This window comes from Vibrio sp. CCUG 15886 (genome assembly GCF_028570825.1).
In the GTDB taxonomy this organism is placed as follows: Bacteria; Pseudomonadota; Gammaproteobacteria; order Enterobacterales; family Vibrionaceae; genus Vibrio; species Vibrio vulnificus_B.
Genome location: NZ_JAQQBT010000007.1, coordinates 46,700 through 62,067, shown reverse-complemented (window position 1 = coordinate 62,067; position 15,368 = coordinate 46,700). Strand labels below are relative to the sequence as shown.

Here is a 15,368-nt window from a genome sequence, read left to right as displayed (position 1 = left end):
GACGTAGCTCAACCCTGAGCTACGTCATGTTTTTCTTCATTATCTTCCTAATGTCCTAATATTTCTCTCTTTTCTACGCTAAAGTATTCATATGGTTCTACAACATAAGTGGGCTGAGATATGAGTATTTACAGTAAAATCCTCGTTGTTGCAGACATCAATAAAGATGAGCAACCTGCGTTAGCAAGAGCAGTTCAACTTGCTAGGAAGAGCGTTTCAAAAAGTCACATAACCTTCTTTCTATCGATTTATGATTTCTCGTACGACATGACATCAATGTTATCCATTGATGAGCGTGACGCGATGAGACGGGGTGTGATTTACCAACGTGAGCAGTGGTTGAAGAAAATTGCAGAGCCCTATCTCGATGACTCCGTAGAATTCGAAATTAAAGTGATTTGGCATAATCGTCCGTATGAAGCAATCATTGCTGAGGTCTTTGCCAGCGGCCACGACATTTTGATTAAAGGAACTCGTAAACACGACGTTCTTGAGTCGGTTATCTTTACACCTACTGATTGGCATTTATTACGCAAGTGCCCTATCCCTGTGTTGCTGATCAAAAATGCGGATTGGCCTGAGCATGCCAATATTCTTGCTTCAGTTCATGTCGGTTCTGAAAACGAAACTCACCTTGAGTTGAACAATAGTATGGTTGAACGACTAAAAGAGATCACGAACCGTTTAGATGCAGAAGCGTATCTTGTCAATGCGTACCCAGTGACGCCAGCCAATATCACTATAGAGCTGCCAGAGTTTGATCCGACAACCTATACAGATGCCGTTCGTGGGCATCATCTTACAGCCATGAAAGCACTGAGACAGCAGCATGGTATTGATGAAGAACACACTATTGTAGAACAAGGCTTACCAGAGGATGTCATTCCTTCTGCCGCCGAAAAGCTGAATGCAGCAATGGTGATTCTTGGAACCACGGGGCGTACTGGCCTTTCTGCCGTCTTCATCGGTAACACCGCCGAGCATGTGATCGATAAAATCAACTGTGACGTTTTAGCGCTGAAACCAAAAGGCTACGTCAGTCCATTAGATCCAACGACGGCTTCATAACTCAAACTCCCGGGTAATTAGCCCGGGATTTTTTTGTCCGGCACTGGCATCTTGGAAATTTATCCGTATCATACGCACTTCATTTATTTTGACGTGTTTTAAGACTAACAGCCGATGACAGAGCAAATTCTAGAGCGCACTAAAGCTCAACAATATAACTTCAACAAGTTACAAAAGCGTATTCGTCGTAATACAGGCCAAGCGATTGCTGACTTCAACATGATCGAAGATGGTGACCGTATTATGGTGTGTTTGTCTGGTGGTAAAGACAGCTTTACCATGTTGGACATCCTGATGAGCTTACAAAAAAGTGCACCAATCTCTTTTTCTCTTGTCGCTGTTAACCTAGACCAAAAGCAGCCGGGCTTTCCAGCGCATGTACTGCCTGAATACCTAGAAAGCTTAGGTGTGGAATATAAGATCGTAGAAGAAGATACTTACTCGATTGTTCAAGATAAGATCCCTGAAGGTAAAACGACCTGTTCACTTTGCTCTCGACTACGTCGTGGTATTTTGTACCGCACAGCCAAAGAACTCGGTGCAACAAAAATTGCGCTAGGCCATCATCGCGACGACATTTTGGAAACCTTATTTCTAAACATGTTCTACGGCGGAAAAATGAAAGGCATGCCACCTAAGCTGGTTTCAGATAACGGCGAACACGTTGTGATTCGTCCACTGGCATACTGCCGTGAGAAAGACATCATCAAATATTCAGATATGGCTGGCTACCCTATCATTCCATGTAACCTATGTGGCTCTCAACCAAACTTGCAGCGACAAAATATCAAACAGATGCTGAATGACTGGGATAAGCGTTTCCCAGGTCGTATTGAGACAATGTTCCGTGCAATGCAGAATGTTGTGCCAAGCCATTTAGCGGATTTTGAGTTGTTTGATTTTAAATCGATCAACAAAGATTCAGGCGTGATTAACGGTGGTGATATCGGTTTCGACAAAGAAGAAATGCCTGTTGCAACCGTCGAGGATGAAGATATGGTGCAAGAGTTTGATCCAAGCTTAAAGCTAGACGTGACCAATATTTAATCAGCTTACAAATAAAATAAAGGCTACCATGTTGGTAGCCTTTATTTTATCACTTGAGTGTTCAACTCATTACTTCTTTGCCGCAGGCAAGTAAGGCAAAACGCGCATAGTGGGCTGCGGTAACACCATATAGCCCGCTTCGCCTATCTCACTAAGTGCCACTTGCACCTTGCCGTTGACGATCGCTTTTTTCTGCCCATTGGAGAAGGTAATCATGTCGTTTAATTGATCGGCGAACTCCATTGTCACCCCCTCTACATCAGGCGTAAACCAGCTAGAAAACATGCCGCCTAAATCATCCAACATGGTTTTCATCTGTGGCATGAGTGGCTCTAGCTGCGCATACGTCACTTTTCCTTGTAATGGCTGCTTGGTCATCACAACGAGCGAGTAGTCACAGCGCATATCTTGCGGTGTCTGAACAAAAACCAGTGGATTTGCTGACTTGAGGTTGTTGTCTATTGGCAGCGGTAACTCTTTTGATGCGGGAATCATAAATTCTTCGTAATGCTCCTCCTTTTCCATCCACGCTTTTTCAATATCACAAAGCTGTTTGGTTTGAGGATTAACGAAAAAAATGCCGACCTTAACGTCTTCATGCCCCTCTTTGGTATTGTTTTTTAATTGAGAGAAGAGCTTTGAGTAGGTAAACATGTATTCTTGCGCAGCGACGGGGGTCACCACGAAAGAGGATAAGGCGGTACAGAGTAAGGTGAGGCAAATCTTTCTCATTCTATTTCTCTTATTGTTTTAGTTTGTCCAAAATTCTGCATTGTGGCGGATCATCGCTTGCAGATCATCAACATAATCCTGCCCTCTCTCTGAATAGGAAAGCAGGCCATTCGTTAGTTCTGTCGCCACGGAGACGCTTTGTAGATCGCGACCTTGCATATCAAGAGTGGCGCGAATCTCACGCAGCTCTCTGTATGCACGATTACGATTAACGTTCATAAAATAGCCATGAACCGAATCTTGAACCGAAGAAAACTTCGCCACTTCGTGGAAAGCACCTTGATTACGTTCAAGTGGAACCACACCACATCCTGGGGTATAGCACCACTGGCCAAAGAGATTGTTTGCTTGACGAGCAAAGCGCGAAGTTCCCCAAGCGGACTCGTTGGCGGCTTGAATCATGACGAGCGCTTCTGGCAACACATTGACTCTCAACATCAATTCATTCAAAGAGTCTTCATTAGCTTCTTCCGCTGAAAGTGTGACATTGTAACGAGAGGCTAACTTGTCGAGTCGAGCGTTCTGCTTTTCCGATAAGTTGGCCATATCCAAAGATTCTAGAAAAGAACGCTCTTCAAGCACGCGTTGGTTTTCCAGTGCCACCATAGGTCTTAGATAGTCGAAAAAGGCCCTTTTTTTCTCGGCGACATTTTGAATCGCAGCGAAGTCAGGTAAAGACTCAATAGCTTGTACTTGTTCTTTAGGTTGATGGTCTCGATAGAACACATATGGACCGACAGCAGAGAAAGCAACAAAAGCCGCAACAGCGGTCACTTTTAAAAATGTAGATTGTGATGGGTTAAGCATTAAATACCTGTGAATTGTTATCGTTATTGTCGTCGGAACCGGAGGTAGCCACTATTTTCAAACGGATACCAAACATCTCGCGGTAGAGAATACCTTTGAGATGGAAGAAAAATGGCAAAACAAAAATCAACCCGATGCCATAAAAGACCGTTGCTACCGCAAACATCACCATCACCAGCAGGTACAAACCTGATACGACTAGAATTTTACGGTTGATCGCACGTAAAGAAAGCAGCAGAGATTGCATTGGTGGAACATTCTTTTCGCAGATAAGCAGAATCGAGTGACTAAACGCCATTGAAAGATAAAGTGAAAGCAAAGGAAAAATCATGCCCAGTAAGCCTTGAAGCATCAAGCTGAACAAGGTGGCAAGAATAACGGGAATCGTGTATTGAAGCCCTTTGCTGATGTGGCGAGTTTTCGTCTGTAAACCTGCGGCATGGCTCATCGCCATCAAGCTGACACCGGCAAAAATCGGCGCGCTAATCACTTCGTAGCTGAAGTTTGCTACATAAATAGCCGAAACAATTTGTTCAGTCAGTAAATCGGGATTGACGATGGCATCAAGGATCACACTCGGCTCACCAAGTTGCAGTTGAAGTGCGATATAGAAAATCAGCAACTGTAGCGCGAGTAACAGCACGATAGCTGGAGAAAAGCTGAAGAAATGCGACATCGTTTTCTTCCAAGCTTCACTAAAAACGGCTCCGGCACTCAGCTCATATTGACCAGAGAGCGCACTTTCAATAGTACCGCCAATGTTAATCTCTTTTTCGAATTCGTTTTTCATAGTTATCCTAAGCTGACTTACTTATCCTCTGTAAAATCTGCATTAATAGAAGGACGTTCATTATACTGAAATCTCTCTTTAGCTAAACTCTGTTTCTCTATGTATATCTTGCTTTATTCGCATTTTGATTGATAATTAACCACTTGAAATCTATAGGCGACAGATTAGTTTGTAACGGGATATTTTGGTCTCCATTCAATTACTTGTGAAAGCCGAATAATCCTAATAACAGTATGGTAAGTAATCGTCATTTTTACCTACAAAACTTTTTCTGTTTCGGGATGAGAAAATACTTTGAATTCACACTTTTGGTGATTATCATGCGCGCCTTATTGTGAATTACTACAGGTCATACTTGTTAGTTGGCCAATGTGGGAGAAATACAGACGTTGAACGCTAAACAAAATGCAGGACAACCAGTAATCCGTTTATCTGGTATCAGTAAGAGTTTCGATGGTAAGGAAATCATCGGTAATTTAAACCTGGACGTTAATCACGGTGAATTTTTAACGATTCTAGGTCCTTCTGGCTGTGGTAAAACAACCGTTTTACGCATGATCGCAGGTTTTGAAACTGCAGATAATGGCCAAATTACGATCGACAATCAGGATGTCACTAACGTTCCTGCAGAACAAAGGCATGTCAACACGGTATTCCAAAGTTACGCATTGTTCCCACATATGACTGTGTTTGATAATGTTGCGTTTGGCTTACGCATGCAGAAGGTCCCTGCTGCTGAAATCGAACCTCGCGTAATGGACGCGCTTAAAATGGTTCGTCTAGAGAGCATGGCTCAGCGTAAACCTCATCAGCTTTCTGGTGGTCAACAGCAGCGTATTGCAATTGCGCGTGCTGTGGTGAACAAACCAAAAGTACTATTACTTGATGAATCCCTATCAGCGCTTGATTACAAATTACGTAAGCAAATGCAGATTGAGCTTAAGCAGCTACAGCGCCAGCTTGGCATCACCTTTATTTTCGTGACGCACGATCAGGAAGAAGCACTATCGATGTCAGACCGCATTATCGTCATGCGCTCAGGCGTTATCGAGCAAGATGGCTCTCCTCGTGAAATCTACGAAGATCCGAAAAACTTATTTGTTGCGCGCTTTATCGGCGAAATCAACGTGTTTGAAGCAACGGCCAAAGAACGCCTTGATGAAAACCGTATTCGTGCTGAGATTGAAGGCGTCGACTCAGTGGTTTACTTCGATCAACCGGTAACGGAAGGTCAGAAACTGCAAGTGCTACTTCGTCCAGAAGACTTACGTATTGAAGAGATCAAAGAATCCGAAGAGAAAGGTATTGTCGGTCACGTTACCGAGCGTACTTACAAAGGGATGACTCTTGATTCTGTTATTGAAACGGAATCTGGCATGCGTGTAATGGTGAGTGAATTCTTTAACGAAGATGATCCTGATGTGGACCACTCTTTGGGACAAAAAGTCGCCATTACTTGGGTTGAAAGCTGGGAAGTGGTGCTAAGCGATGAGCAAGAAATTTAGTCTTCAAAACGCCATTATCACGCTGATTGTTGGTTGGTTGGTTCTTTTTGTTCTTATTCCAAACCTGATGATCATTGGCACCAGTTTTCTGACGCGTGATGAAGCCAACCTCATTGAAATGACGTTTACATTGGATAACTACGCGCGTTTGCTCGATCCTTTGTACGTGAAAGTGTTGCTGCACTCCTTCTACATGGCGATTGTTGCAACCCTTATCTGTTTGGTTGTGGGCTACCCATTTGCTTACATTGTGGCGAAGATGCCACACAAATGGCGTCCATTTATGCTGTTTTTGGTGATTGTGCCTTTCTGGACCAACTCCCTGATCCGTACCTACGGCCTAAAAATCGTGTTGGGTACGCAAGGCATTCTCAATAAAGCGCTATTGAGCTTTGGTCTTATTGATACGCCTATGCGCATTATGTTTACCGAAACCGCGGTTATGATTGGTTTAGTGTACATTTTGCTGCCATTCATGATTTTGCCGTTGTACTCAGCCATTGAAAAGCTGGACGACACGTATATCGAAGCGGCAAAAGACTTAGGTGCAAATAAGTTCCAGACGCTAACAAAGGTCATTCTGCCATTGACAATGCCTGGCATTATCGGCGGTTGTTTGTTAGTTCTCCTCCCTGCTCTGGGCATGTTCTACATTTCAGACTTGCTTGGCGGTGCGAAAAACTTGCTGATCGGTAACGTCATTAAGAGCCAAGTGCTCAATGCTCGTGATTGGCCATTTGGTGCTGCAACCAGTATCGCGTTGACCATCGCAATGGCGATTATGCTTTATGCCTACTATCGCGCGGGTAAATTGTTGAATAAGAAAGTGGAGCTGGACTAATGGGACGTACAGTTAGATTTAGCTTTATGACGTTGGTTTATGCGTTTTTGTATTTACCAATCATCGTATTGATCGCCAACTCGTTTAACGAAAACAAGTTTGGTATGAAATGGGGCGGATTCACCACCAAGTGGTATCACGCGCTAGTGAATAACGACAGCTTGATGCAAGCTGCATGGCACTCGTTTAACGTTGCGATTTTTTCAGCAACTGCAGCAACGATTATCGGCAGTTTGACGGCGGTTGCCCTATTCCGCTACCAGTTCAAAGGCAAAAGTGCAGTCAACGGTATGCTGTTTGTCGTAATGATGTCTCCAGATATTGTGATGGCTATTTCGCTATTGGCGCTGTTTCTTGTGCTGGGTGCGCAATTGGGTTTCTTTACTCTTTTGGTTGCGCACATCACTTTCTGTTTGCCATTTGTTGTGGTCACGGTTTATAGCCGCTTAAACGGTTTTGATGTGAAAATGCTTGAAGCAGCAAAAGACCTTGGTGCAAGCGAATGGGTGATTCTAAAGCAAATTATTCTGCCATTGGCGAAACCTGCGGTTGCAGCTGGTTGGTTGCTGAGTTTTACCCTATCTTTAGATGACGTTATTATCAGTTCGTTTGTGACGGGCCCGACTTATGAGATTCTACCACTGAAAATCTACTCAATGGTTAAAGTGGGTATCTCTCCAGAAGTCAATGCATTGGCAACCGTCATGCTGGTCGTGTCACTTGTATTGGTGATTTCCTCGCAAATCCTTGCGAGAGAAAGAGTTAAATAAACCGCCTTCTGGTTGTGTTTAAACGCGAAGCAGAATGGTGATTCACCATTCTGTTTTTTTATCGGAATGCCTTCGGGCAACGTTTGGTTTGGAGCTAACGTAAATGAAAAAATGGGCTACTTTATTAGCTGGTAGTGCATGTGCGCTTTCACTGTTTTCTGGTTCGGTTGCAGCGGAAGATAAAGAATTGGTATTTATGAACTGGGGTCCTTACATCAACAGTAATATCCTAGAGCAATTTACGAAAGAAACAGGTATCAAGGTGATTTACTCGACTTACGAGTCGAACGAAACCTTGTACGCCAAGTTGAAAACGCACAACCAAGGCTATGATCTGGTAGTACCTTCTACCTACTTCGTATCTAAGATGCGTGATGAAGGTATGTTGCAGAAGATTGATAAATCGAAGCTAACTAACTTCAAAAACTTAGATAAGAACTATCTAGATAAACCTTACGATCCAAACAACGACTACTCTATCCCACACGTTGTTGCGATCACGGGTCTTGCTGTGAATACCGATATGTACGACCCAAATGACTTCCAAAGCTGGGCAGACCTATGGAAACCTGAGCTTAAAGGCCAAGTCATGTTGATGGACGACACTCGTGAAGTGTTCCATATCGCACTACGCAAATTGGGTTACTCGGGTAACACCACTGACGAAAAACAAATCGATGAAGCCTACGCAGAACTGCAAAAGCTAATGCCAAACGTGTTGGTATTCAACTCTGACAACCCAGGCGCACCATACATGTCTGGCGAAGTTGGCGTTGGTATGCTTTGGAACGGCAGTGCAGCGGCAGCACAAAAAGAAGGTTTACCTCTAACGCTTGTTTTCCCTAAAGAAGGCGGCATTGGTTGGGTAGATAACTTTGCAATTAGTTCTGGTGCGAAAAACGTGGATGCGGCGCACAAGATGATCGATTTCCTACTTCGTCCAGAAATTGCAGAGCAAATCTCTAACGACACGGGTTACTTGACCGCTGTTGCTGAGTCAAACGCGAAGTTCAAAGATGTTGCGCCACTGTTCCCGTCACAAGAAGATCTTGACCGCGTAGAGTGGCAAGACGCCGTTGGCGACAAAACAGTGAAGTACGAAGACTACTTCATGAAGCTTAAAGCTGGCCAATAATCAGCACAATTGCTTCATTACTCATCATATAGGCAGCGGAAAGCTGCCTATTTTTTTACTTAGCTGATATAATCCGAGGCTGTTTTTTCTGGCGATACCTCATCGTCAGTTTTTATATAACCACCTGCCCTTTAGGGCACGCTGATATGAGCGGAACAGTAATGAAAAAAGCACTGTATACCGGCGCATTGTGTGCTGCTACTTTATTTTCAACTTCTTCATTTGCAGCAGATCAAGAACTGTATTTCTACAACTGGTCTGAGTATATCCCAAGTGAAGTGTTAGAAGATTTCACTAAAGAAACGGGTATCAAAGTCATCTATTCAACCTACGAGTCTAACGAGAGCATGTACGCAAAGTTAAAGACTCAAGGCAGTGGCTATGATCTGGTCGTTCCTTCTACTTATTTTGTTTCTAAGATGCGTAAAGAAGGAATGCTACAAAAAGTGGATAAAGCCAAGCTGTCTCACTTTGCCGAACTGGACGCGAACTATCTGGACAAGCCATTTGACCCAGGTAATGACTACTCTATTCCATACATTTGGGGTGCGACTGGTATTGGTATCAATGTTGACATGCTGGACAAGAGCTCAGTAAAAAACCGGGGAGATCTTTGGGATACTCAGTGGGCTGGTCAATTGATGTTGATGGACGATGCACGTGAAGTGTTCCACATCGCGCTTTCAAAGCTTGGTTACTCGCCAAACACAACCAACCCTGACGAGATCAAAGCAGCGTATGAAGAGCTGAAAAAACTGATCCCGAATGTATTGGTGTTCAACTCAGATTTCCCAGCTAATCCCTATCTAGCGGGTGAAGTTTCACTGGGTATGCTTTGGAATGGTTCTGCGTACATGGCGCGTCAAGAAGGTGCAAAAATTGACATCATCTGGCCTGAGAAAGGTGCAATTTTCTGGATGGATAGCTTAGCCATTCCAGCGGGTGCGAAAAATATTGAAGCCGCACACAAGATGATCGACTTCCTTCTACGTCCAGAAAATGCAGCAAAAATTGCGATGGAAATCGGTTATCCAACCCCGGTGAAAACCGCTTACAAACTGCTCCCTAAAGAGTTTGCCGAAGACAAAAACATCTTCCCTCCACAATCTGTGATGGATAACGGTGTGTGGCAAGACGAAGTCGGTGAAGCCAGTGTGCTTTACGATGAGTACTTCCAAAAACTCAAAGTAAATAACTAATTTTATTGGTTAAAAAGAAAAAGCGGCTGTGGCCGCTTTTTTTGATCCTTCTTTCTACGGGCATTATGCGTTTTCAACGTTACTCTCTAAATGCGCAAGCAGCTCCTCGACCAACTTAGGCACTTCAACACTCGCCTTACCGTAGCGTTTTTCCACAAACTCACTTTCTATCGCACTCGGCTCAAGGTTGATTTCAATCGTGTGTGCGCCGTGCATTTTGGCGTCATGGACAAATCCGGCAGCGGGATAAACCACCCCGGACGTGCCAATTGAGATAAACAGGTCGGCGGTTTCTAACGCTGAGTATATCTCCCCCATTCTCAGAGGCATTTCACCAAACCAAACAACATGAGGACGCATCTGCGATGGCATCTGGCAACAATGACAAAGATCCCCTGTCAGAATATCCCCCGTTTCCTCAATCACTTGGTTTGAGACACTGCAGCGAGATTTGAGCAACTCACCATGCATATGAATAATATTCTTGTTACCACCACGTTCGTGCAAATTATCGATGTTCTGAGTCACGATCGTTACCTGACCGTCGAGCTCGGCTTCGAGTCGGCCAAGTGCGAGGTGTGCGGCATTCGGTTCTATATTAGGGTCTTGCAGTTTTTTACGACGTTGATTGTAGAAGTCTTGGACTAAATCGGGGTCTCTGGCGAAACCTTCCGGTGTTGCGACATCTTCAATACGATGGTTTTCCCACAGTCCATCTTGTGCTCGAAAGGTTTGAATACCTGACTCAGCGGAAATTCCAGCTCCGGTCAATACGACGATATTTCGATATGGGAAGTTCATAACCTATCCTTGTAGTTCTTTTGTCACAGCTTACCACTGAACGAAAAACAACAGTAGTTATGAGGATTAGACCATAGTCTTAAATATTCGGAGTAAGATACGGTTTTGAGAGATAAGGCAAAAATGGAGAGAAAAGAGCGACGCAATTCCGTCGCCCTTATAAGTCGTTTGATTCTATTCAGCGTTAACTGAAGAGATCTTATGAATCGCTAAGTCGGCGCCATTAAATTCATCTTCTTGAGAGAGTCGCAAGCCGCTGAGGCGGTTAATCGCACCATAGACAATACCAGCGCCAATCAGAGCAACCGAAATGCCCAAAAGCGTTCCCAAGAGCTGAACGGTGAAACTGACGCCCCCTAGCCCACCGAGTGAGGATTGGCCAAAGATGCCAGCTGAAATCCCGCCCCAAGCGCCACAGACACCATGAAGTGGCCAAACACCTAACACATCATCAATTTTGGTTTTGTTTTGCAAGTAGGTAAACAAGTAAACAAACAGAACACCGGCGACCGAACCCGTCACCAGAGCACCAAGAGGATGCATGAGATCCGATCCTGCACACACAGCGACCAATCCTGCGAGCGGTCCGTTGTGAATAAAGCCCGGGTCATTTTTGCCAGCGATGAGCGCGGCAACAATCCCGCCCGCCATCGCCATCAGTGAGTTCATTGCAACCAAACCACTGATGCCATTCAGTGTTTGTGCAGACATCACGTTAAACCCAAACCAACCGACGCACAGGATCCACGCTCCTAAGGCGAGAAAAGGAATATTTGAAGGGGCAAAGTTAGTGTGTTTCCCTGCACGCACACGTCCTCGGCGCATGCCTAAGAAAATCACCGCAACCAGTGCAATCCATCCTCCGACACCATGCACAACCACAGATCCTGCGAAATCATGGAAACCGACACCAAAGGTGGCTTCAAACCAAGCTTGAACACCGAAATTTCCGTTCCAAATAATGCCCTCAAACAGAGGATAGACAAGCCCCACGGTGAAGAATGTCGCAATCAAAACGGGATAAAAACGCGCTCGCTCGGCAATGCCCCCCGAAACAATGGCAGGAATGGCTGCGGCAAAGGTTAGCAAGAAAAAGAACTTCACCAACTCATAGCCGTTACCTTGAGCTAACGTTTCCGCATCGGCAAAAAAATGCGCCCCATAGGCGACCCAATAGCCGATAAAGAAGTACGCCAAAGTGGAAATGCCAAAATCCGCTAAGATTTTAACCAGGGCATTAACTTGGTTTTTATGTCTCACCGTTCCAACTTCTAAGAAAGCGAATCCGGCGTGCATAAGGAACACCATGATAGCGCCAAGCAATAAAAATAAGGTGTCTGAACTTTGTGTCAGGGTTTGAACGGCTCCGTGAACCTGACTGGCAGTATCGCTCATTATTCGATCTCTCCGTTATTTTTGTAGTGCACTTATCCTGTGCATCAGTAAAGTTTGATATCACCATGTTGGTGAGAAAATACGTCGAATGTGAGATAGAGCAAGGAGCATTCCAACAATTATCAATTTGATAAATAAATTCTATCCAATTGAATATACGTAATTTATTTCACTAGCAGAGCGATACTTAGCTCGGGATAGAACTTGAATTGAAGCAAATGTGCACTTTATTAGTTCAGTTGCACCAAAAGAAAGCGCACCTTGCGCGTGCAACAACAATCGGTTCACGTTAAATGCCATCATTTGGCTTTGATACAAACACGATAACACCTACTAATAACGGTATAGAAAATCATAATTATCATTATTAAAATCAACTACTTACACTACATGCTTCTTAGTTTACTTGAGGCATAACAATGACACGTACTCTAATGACAATGCTAGTTGTAGCCAGCATTGCTGGTTGTTACTCATCCGGCGAAAGCCGCTCTACATCACCTTCCCCAGCTACGGCAACGCCATCCATCCAAATTGAAAAAACAGATGAGCTTATTGCAACACTAAAGAGCCAGAAAACCATTAACGACCAGCTAATGGTGATTTATGAGCGCTATGAGCCCTTGTTAGATCGCTCTGACTCGTTGACAGGACCAGATACTAACCAGGATGGTATTCGAGATGATATCGAAGCGTTTATTGATGCGTTAGAAGTAGCAGAGCCTGTTCGTAATGTACTTAAGCAAAAAGCTCGGTATAGCCAAGAAGCTATCAGCCACGACTTTGAAAGTGCCACTGATGAAAATGAAAGGCTTTCTTATAAGATATCCGAGAAGTATAACAAGGTTCTTGCTTGCTATGACTATTTAAAAGTTCCCGTTGAGGATAGTACGCAAATTTCTCGAACAGTTAGAGCGTTAACGTATAACACAAAGGCAAGAACTTTAGCTTACTTAGCATATAACAGATTGTTGAGCGGCACTGGCTCTACGCTGCTTTCTCCAGAGGAAAAATATTGTGAGTGAGAAGTTGGCACCAACTGTGCCTTCAATTAGTTAATAACGAATTCTAATTTCCTTATAGAAAATCATAATTATCATTATTAAAATCGTCTACTTACACTACATGCTTCTTAGTTTACTTGAGGCATAACAATGACACGTACTTTAATTACAATGCTAGTTGTAGCCAGCATTGCTGGTTGTAACTCATCCGGCGATAGCCGCTCTACGGCAACGCCATCCATTCAAATTGAAAAAACAGATGAGCTTATTGCAACACTAAAGAGCCAGAAAACCATTAACGACCAGCTAATGGTGATTTATGAGCGCTATGAGCCCTTGTTAGATCGCTCTGACTCGTTGACAGGACCAGATACTAACCAAGATGGCATTCGAGATGACGTAGAAGCGTTTATTGATGCGTTAGAAGTAACAGAGTCTGTTCGTAATGCTCTAAAGCAGGATGCGAGATTTACACAAGAAAACTTATACTATGACTTTAGCGCTCCAAGTGACGAAGCTACTGACCGAGCGCTTAGAATTGCCAAAAAAAATTATAAAGTGTTAGCGTGTAAGGACTATGTAGGAATCCCGGTTAGAGATATAACGAATACATCTAGAACAATTACTGCGCTAATTTACAACACAAAAGCTCGAACTTTAGCCTATCTGTCATACAATCGACTGCTCAATGGCTCTGGGGGAACACTGCTGAATTCAGAGGCCAAATATTGTGAGTGAGAAGTTGGCACCAACTGTGCCTTCAATTAGTTAATAACGAATTCTAATTCCCTTATAGAAAATCATAATTATCATTATTAAAATCATCTACTTACACTACATGCTTCTTAGTTTACTTGAGGCATAACAATGACACGCACTCTTATTACAATGCTAGTTGTAGCCAGCATTGCTGGTTGTAACTCATCCGGCGAAAGCCGCTCTACATCACCTTCCCCAGCTACGGCAACGCCATCCATCCAAATTGAAAAAACAGATGAGCTTATTGCAACACTAAAGAGCCAGAAAACCATTAACGACCAGCTAATGGTGATTTATGAGCGCTATGAGCCCTTGTTAGATCGCTCTGACTCGTTGACAGGACCAGATACTAACCAAGATGGCATTCGAGATGATATCGAAGCGTTTATTGATGTGTTAGAAGTAACAGAGCCCGTTCGTAAGGCTCTCAAAAAGGACGCAAGAAGCACTCAAGAAAATCTCCACTATGACTTTAGTGATAACACAGAGGAAAATGAACACAAAGCGCTTGAAATAGCAAAAGAAGATTTTAAAGTTATCGCGTGTTATGAATTTGTTGGAGTTCAAGCAAGGGATATTACTCAAACGTCTAGGACGATCACTGCCTTAACCTACAATACTAAGGAACGCACACTTGCTTTTCTTGCCTATAATCGATTACTCAATGGCTCTGGGGGAACACTGCTTTCTCCAGAGGAAAAATATTGTGAGTGAGAAGTTGGCACCAACTGTGCCTTCAATTAGTTAATAACGAATTCTAATTCCCTTATAGAAAATCATAATTATCATTATAAAAATCATCCACTTACACTACATGCCTCTTAGTTTACTTGAGGCATAACAATGACACGCACTCTTATTACAATGCTAGTTGTAGCCAGCGTTGCTGGTTGTAACTCATCCGGCGAAAGCCGCTCTACATCACCTTCCCCAGCTACGGCAACGCCATCCATTCAAATTGAAAAAACAGATGAGCTTATTGCAACACTAAAGAGTCAGAAAACCATTAACGACCAGCTAACGGTGATTTATGAACGCTATGAGCCTTTGTTAGATCGCTCTGACTCGTTGACAGGACCAGATACTAACCAAGATGGCATTCGAGATGATATCGAAGCGTTTATTGATGTGTTAGAAGTAACAGAGCCTGTTCGTAAGGCTTTAAAGCAGGATGCGAGAAGCGCTCAAGAGAACATTTCTTACGATTTTAGTGACAAAACGGAATCAAGTGTAAGTAAAGCAACTGAAATATCGAAAAAATTCGACCGAGCACTTGCATGTTATGAGTTCGTGGGCGTAGAGGTAGATGACATAATCAATTCGTCAAGGCTATTGATGAGTTTGACCTACAATACGAAAAAGAGAACGTTAGCGTTCTTGTCTTACAATCGATTGTTAAATGGTAGTACATCAGTAATGTTAGCCCCAGAGGCAACGTATTGTGAATAAACATATTTTGTTTTGGTCTTTATCGTTATCCCTTCTTCCTACTTATGCGTATTCTAACAACTGTAA

16 protein-coding genes are annotated in these 15,368 nt (G+C 43.5%); 11 read left to right on the top strand and 5 right to left on the bottom strand.

Annotated features, from left to right (window positions below):
- Positions 1-120 precede the first annotated feature (120 nt).
- Both uspE and ttcA read left to right on the top strand, forming a co-directional pair.
- Positions 121-1,068 (top strand): universal stress protein UspE, encoded by a 948-nt coding sequence (gene uspE / locus PQQ36_RS14215; RefSeq protein WP_011080457.1) that lies wholly within the window; start codon positions 121-123, stop codon positions 1,066-1,068.
- Positions 1,069-1,182: 114 nt separating this feature from the next.
- The gene (ttcA, locus tag PQQ36_RS14210) at positions 1,183-2,115 is read left to right on the top strand and encodes a tRNA 2-thiocytidine(32) synthetase TtcA (protein ID WP_011150276.1); all 933 of its coding nucleotides are present in this window, start codon (positions 1,183-1,185) and stop codon (positions 2,113-2,115) included.
- Between the two features lie 69 nt (positions 2,116-2,184).
- Here the strand turns inward: ttcA and PQQ36_RS14205 are convergent, their stop codons facing one another.
- Genes PQQ36_RS14205 through PQQ36_RS14195 form a run of 3 tightly spaced genes read right to left on the bottom strand, consistent with a single transcriptional unit; the run spans position 2,185 to position 4,444 of the window.
- Positions 2,185-2,847 carry a DUF2987 domain-containing protein gene (locus tag PQQ36_RS14205; protein ID WP_273661740.1) on the bottom strand — a complete coding sequence of 221 codons (663 nt, stop codon included), beginning with the start codon at positions 2,845-2,847 and terminating at the stop codon, positions 2,185-2,187.
- 18 nt (positions 2,848-2,865) lie between these two features.
- Positions 2,866-3,654, bottom strand: coding sequence for a glucosaminidase domain-containing protein (locus tag PQQ36_RS14200; RefSeq protein WP_045620014.1), 789 nt, complete (start codon positions 3,652-3,654; stop codon positions 2,866-2,868).
- Positions 3,647-4,444: a membrane protein gene (locus PQQ36_RS14195; RefSeq protein WP_011150279.1), complete on the bottom strand. Its 798-nt coding sequence runs from the start codon at positions 4,442-4,444 to the stop codon at positions 3,647-3,649. Before PQQ36_RS14195 ends, PQQ36_RS14200 begins: the two co-directional genes overlap by 8 nt.
- A gap of 371 nt (positions 4,445-4,815) precedes the next feature.
- Here PQQ36_RS14195 and potA point away from each other — a divergent pair, with 371 nt between their 5' ends.
- From potA to PQQ36_RS14170, 5 genes are all read left to right on the top strand, one after another.
- Positions 4,816-5,949 (top strand): spermidine/putrescine ABC transporter ATP-binding protein PotA, encoded by a 1,134-nt coding sequence (gene potA, locus PQQ36_RS14190; protein ID WP_011080452.1) that lies wholly within the window; start codon positions 4,816-4,818, stop codon positions 5,947-5,949.
- Positions 5,933-6,790, top strand: coding sequence for a spermidine/putrescine ABC transporter permease PotB (potB, locus tag PQQ36_RS14185; protein ID WP_225470836.1), 858 nt, complete (start codon positions 5,933-5,935; stop codon positions 6,788-6,790). Before potA ends, potB begins: the two co-directional genes overlap by 17 nt.
- Entirely contained in the window at positions 6,790-7,560 is a 771-nt protein-coding gene (gene potC / locus PQQ36_RS14180; protein WP_039553705.1) for a spermidine/putrescine ABC transporter permease PotC, read from the top strand. The genes potB and potC overlap by 1 nt, the downstream gene beginning before the upstream one ends.
- Before the next feature lie 103 nt (positions 7,561-7,663).
- Entirely contained in the window at positions 7,664-8,695 is a 1,032-nt protein-coding gene (locus tag PQQ36_RS14175) for an extracellular solute-binding protein (RefSeq protein ID WP_011080449.1), read from the top strand.
- A 161-nt stretch (positions 8,696-8,856) separates the two neighbouring features.
- Positions 8,857-9,894 carry an extracellular solute-binding protein gene (locus PQQ36_RS14170; protein WP_273661759.1) on the top strand — a complete coding sequence of 346 codons (1,038 nt, stop codon included), beginning with the start codon at positions 8,857-8,859 and terminating at the stop codon, positions 9,892-9,894.
- 63 nt (positions 9,895-9,957) lie between these two features.
- Here the strand turns inward: PQQ36_RS14170 and cobB are convergent, their stop codons facing one another.
- Positions 9,958-10,695: a Sir2 family NAD+-dependent deacetylase gene (cobB, locus tag PQQ36_RS14165; protein ID WP_011150284.1), complete on the bottom strand. Its 738-nt coding sequence runs from the start codon at positions 10,693-10,695 to the stop codon at positions 9,958-9,960.
- Positions 10,696-10,869: 174 nt separating this feature from the next.
- Positions 10,870-12,090 carry an ammonium transporter gene (locus PQQ36_RS14160; protein WP_061058527.1) on the bottom strand — a complete coding sequence of 407 codons (1,221 nt, stop codon included), beginning with the start codon at positions 12,088-12,090 and terminating at the stop codon, positions 10,870-10,872.
- A gap of 419 nt (positions 12,091-12,509) precedes the next feature.
- Between PQQ36_RS14160 and PQQ36_RS14155 the strand changes: the two genes are divergently transcribed.
- From PQQ36_RS14155 to PQQ36_RS14140, 4 genes are all read left to right on the top strand, one after another.
- Positions 12,510-13,115, top strand: a complete 606-nt coding sequence (locus tag PQQ36_RS14155; RefSeq protein ID WP_045596899.1) for a hypothetical protein — start codon at positions 12,510-12,512, stop codon at positions 13,113-13,115.
- A gap of 129 nt (positions 13,116-13,244) precedes the next feature.
- The gene (locus PQQ36_RS14150) at positions 13,245-13,832 is read left to right on the top strand and encodes a chromosome partitioning protein ParA (protein ID WP_273661737.1); all 588 of its coding nucleotides are present in this window, start codon (positions 13,245-13,247) and stop codon (positions 13,830-13,832) included.
- Between the two features lie 129 nt (positions 13,833-13,961).
- A complete protein-coding gene (locus tag PQQ36_RS14145; RefSeq protein WP_273661736.1) occupies positions 13,962-14,567 on the top strand; it encodes a chromosome partitioning protein ParA in 606 nt (201 codons plus the stop codon).
- 129 nt (positions 14,568-14,696) lie between these two features.
- Complete coding sequence (locus tag PQQ36_RS14140; RefSeq protein WP_065090433.1) at positions 14,697-15,302, top strand: chromosome partitioning protein ParA; 606 nt, start codon at positions 14,697-14,699, stop codon at positions 15,300-15,302.
- The last annotated feature ends 66 nt before the right edge of the window (positions 15,303-15,368 follow it).

What these genes read in the sequence shown, in the direction of transcription:
- PQQ36_RS14170 (WP_273661759.1), top strand. Translation starts at nt 8,857, where the DNA reads ATGAAAAAAGCACTGTATACCGGCGCATTGTGTGCTGCTACTTTATTT.
- PQQ36_RS14205 (WP_273661740.1), bottom strand. Translation starts at nt 2,847, where the DNA reads ATGAGAAAGATTTGCCTCACCTTACTCTGTACCGCCTTATCCTCTTTC.
- PQQ36_RS14160 (WP_061058527.1), bottom strand. Translation starts at nt 12,090, where the DNA reads ATGAGCGATACTGCCAGTCAGGTTCACGGAGCCGTTCAAACCCTGACA.
- potB (WP_225470836.1), top strand. Translation starts at nt 5,933, where the DNA reads ATGAGCAAGAAATTTAGTCTTCAAAACGCCATTATCACGCTGATTGTT.
- PQQ36_RS14200 (WP_045620014.1), bottom strand. Translation starts at nt 3,654, where the DNA reads ATGCTTAACCCATCACAATCTACATTTTTAAAAGTGACCGCTGTTGCG.
- PQQ36_RS14155 (WP_045596899.1), top strand. Translation starts at nt 12,510, where the DNA reads ATGACACGTACTCTAATGACAATGCTAGTTGTAGCCAGCATTGCTGGT.
- ttcA (WP_011150276.1), top strand. Translation starts at nt 1,183, where the DNA reads ATGACAGAGCAAATTCTAGAGCGCACTAAAGCTCAACAATATAACTTC.
- PQQ36_RS14175 (WP_011080449.1), top strand. Translation starts at nt 7,664, where the DNA reads ATGAAAAAATGGGCTACTTTATTAGCTGGTAGTGCATGTGCGCTTTCA.
- PQQ36_RS14145 (WP_273661736.1), top strand. Translation starts at nt 13,962, where the DNA reads ATGACACGCACTCTTATTACAATGCTAGTTGTAGCCAGCATTGCTGGT.
- PQQ36_RS14195 (WP_011150279.1), bottom strand. Translation starts at nt 4,444, where the DNA reads ATGAAAAACGAATTCGAAAAAGAGATTAACATTGGCGGTACTATTGAA.
- potC (WP_039553705.1), top strand. Translation starts at nt 6,790, where the DNA reads ATGGGACGTACAGTTAGATTTAGCTTTATGACGTTGGTTTATGCGTTT.
- PQQ36_RS14140 (WP_065090433.1), top strand. Translation starts at nt 14,697, where the DNA reads ATGACACGCACTCTTATTACAATGCTAGTTGTAGCCAGCGTTGCTGGT.
- PQQ36_RS14150 (WP_273661737.1), top strand. Translation starts at nt 13,245, where the DNA reads ATGACACGTACTTTAATTACAATGCTAGTTGTAGCCAGCATTGCTGGT.
- cobB (WP_011150284.1), bottom strand. Translation starts at nt 10,695, where the DNA reads ATGAACTTCCCATATCGAAATATCGTCGTATTGACCGGAGCTGGAATT.
- uspE (WP_011080457.1), top strand. Translation starts at nt 121, where the DNA reads ATGAGTATTTACAGTAAAATCCTCGTTGTTGCAGACATCAATAAAGAT.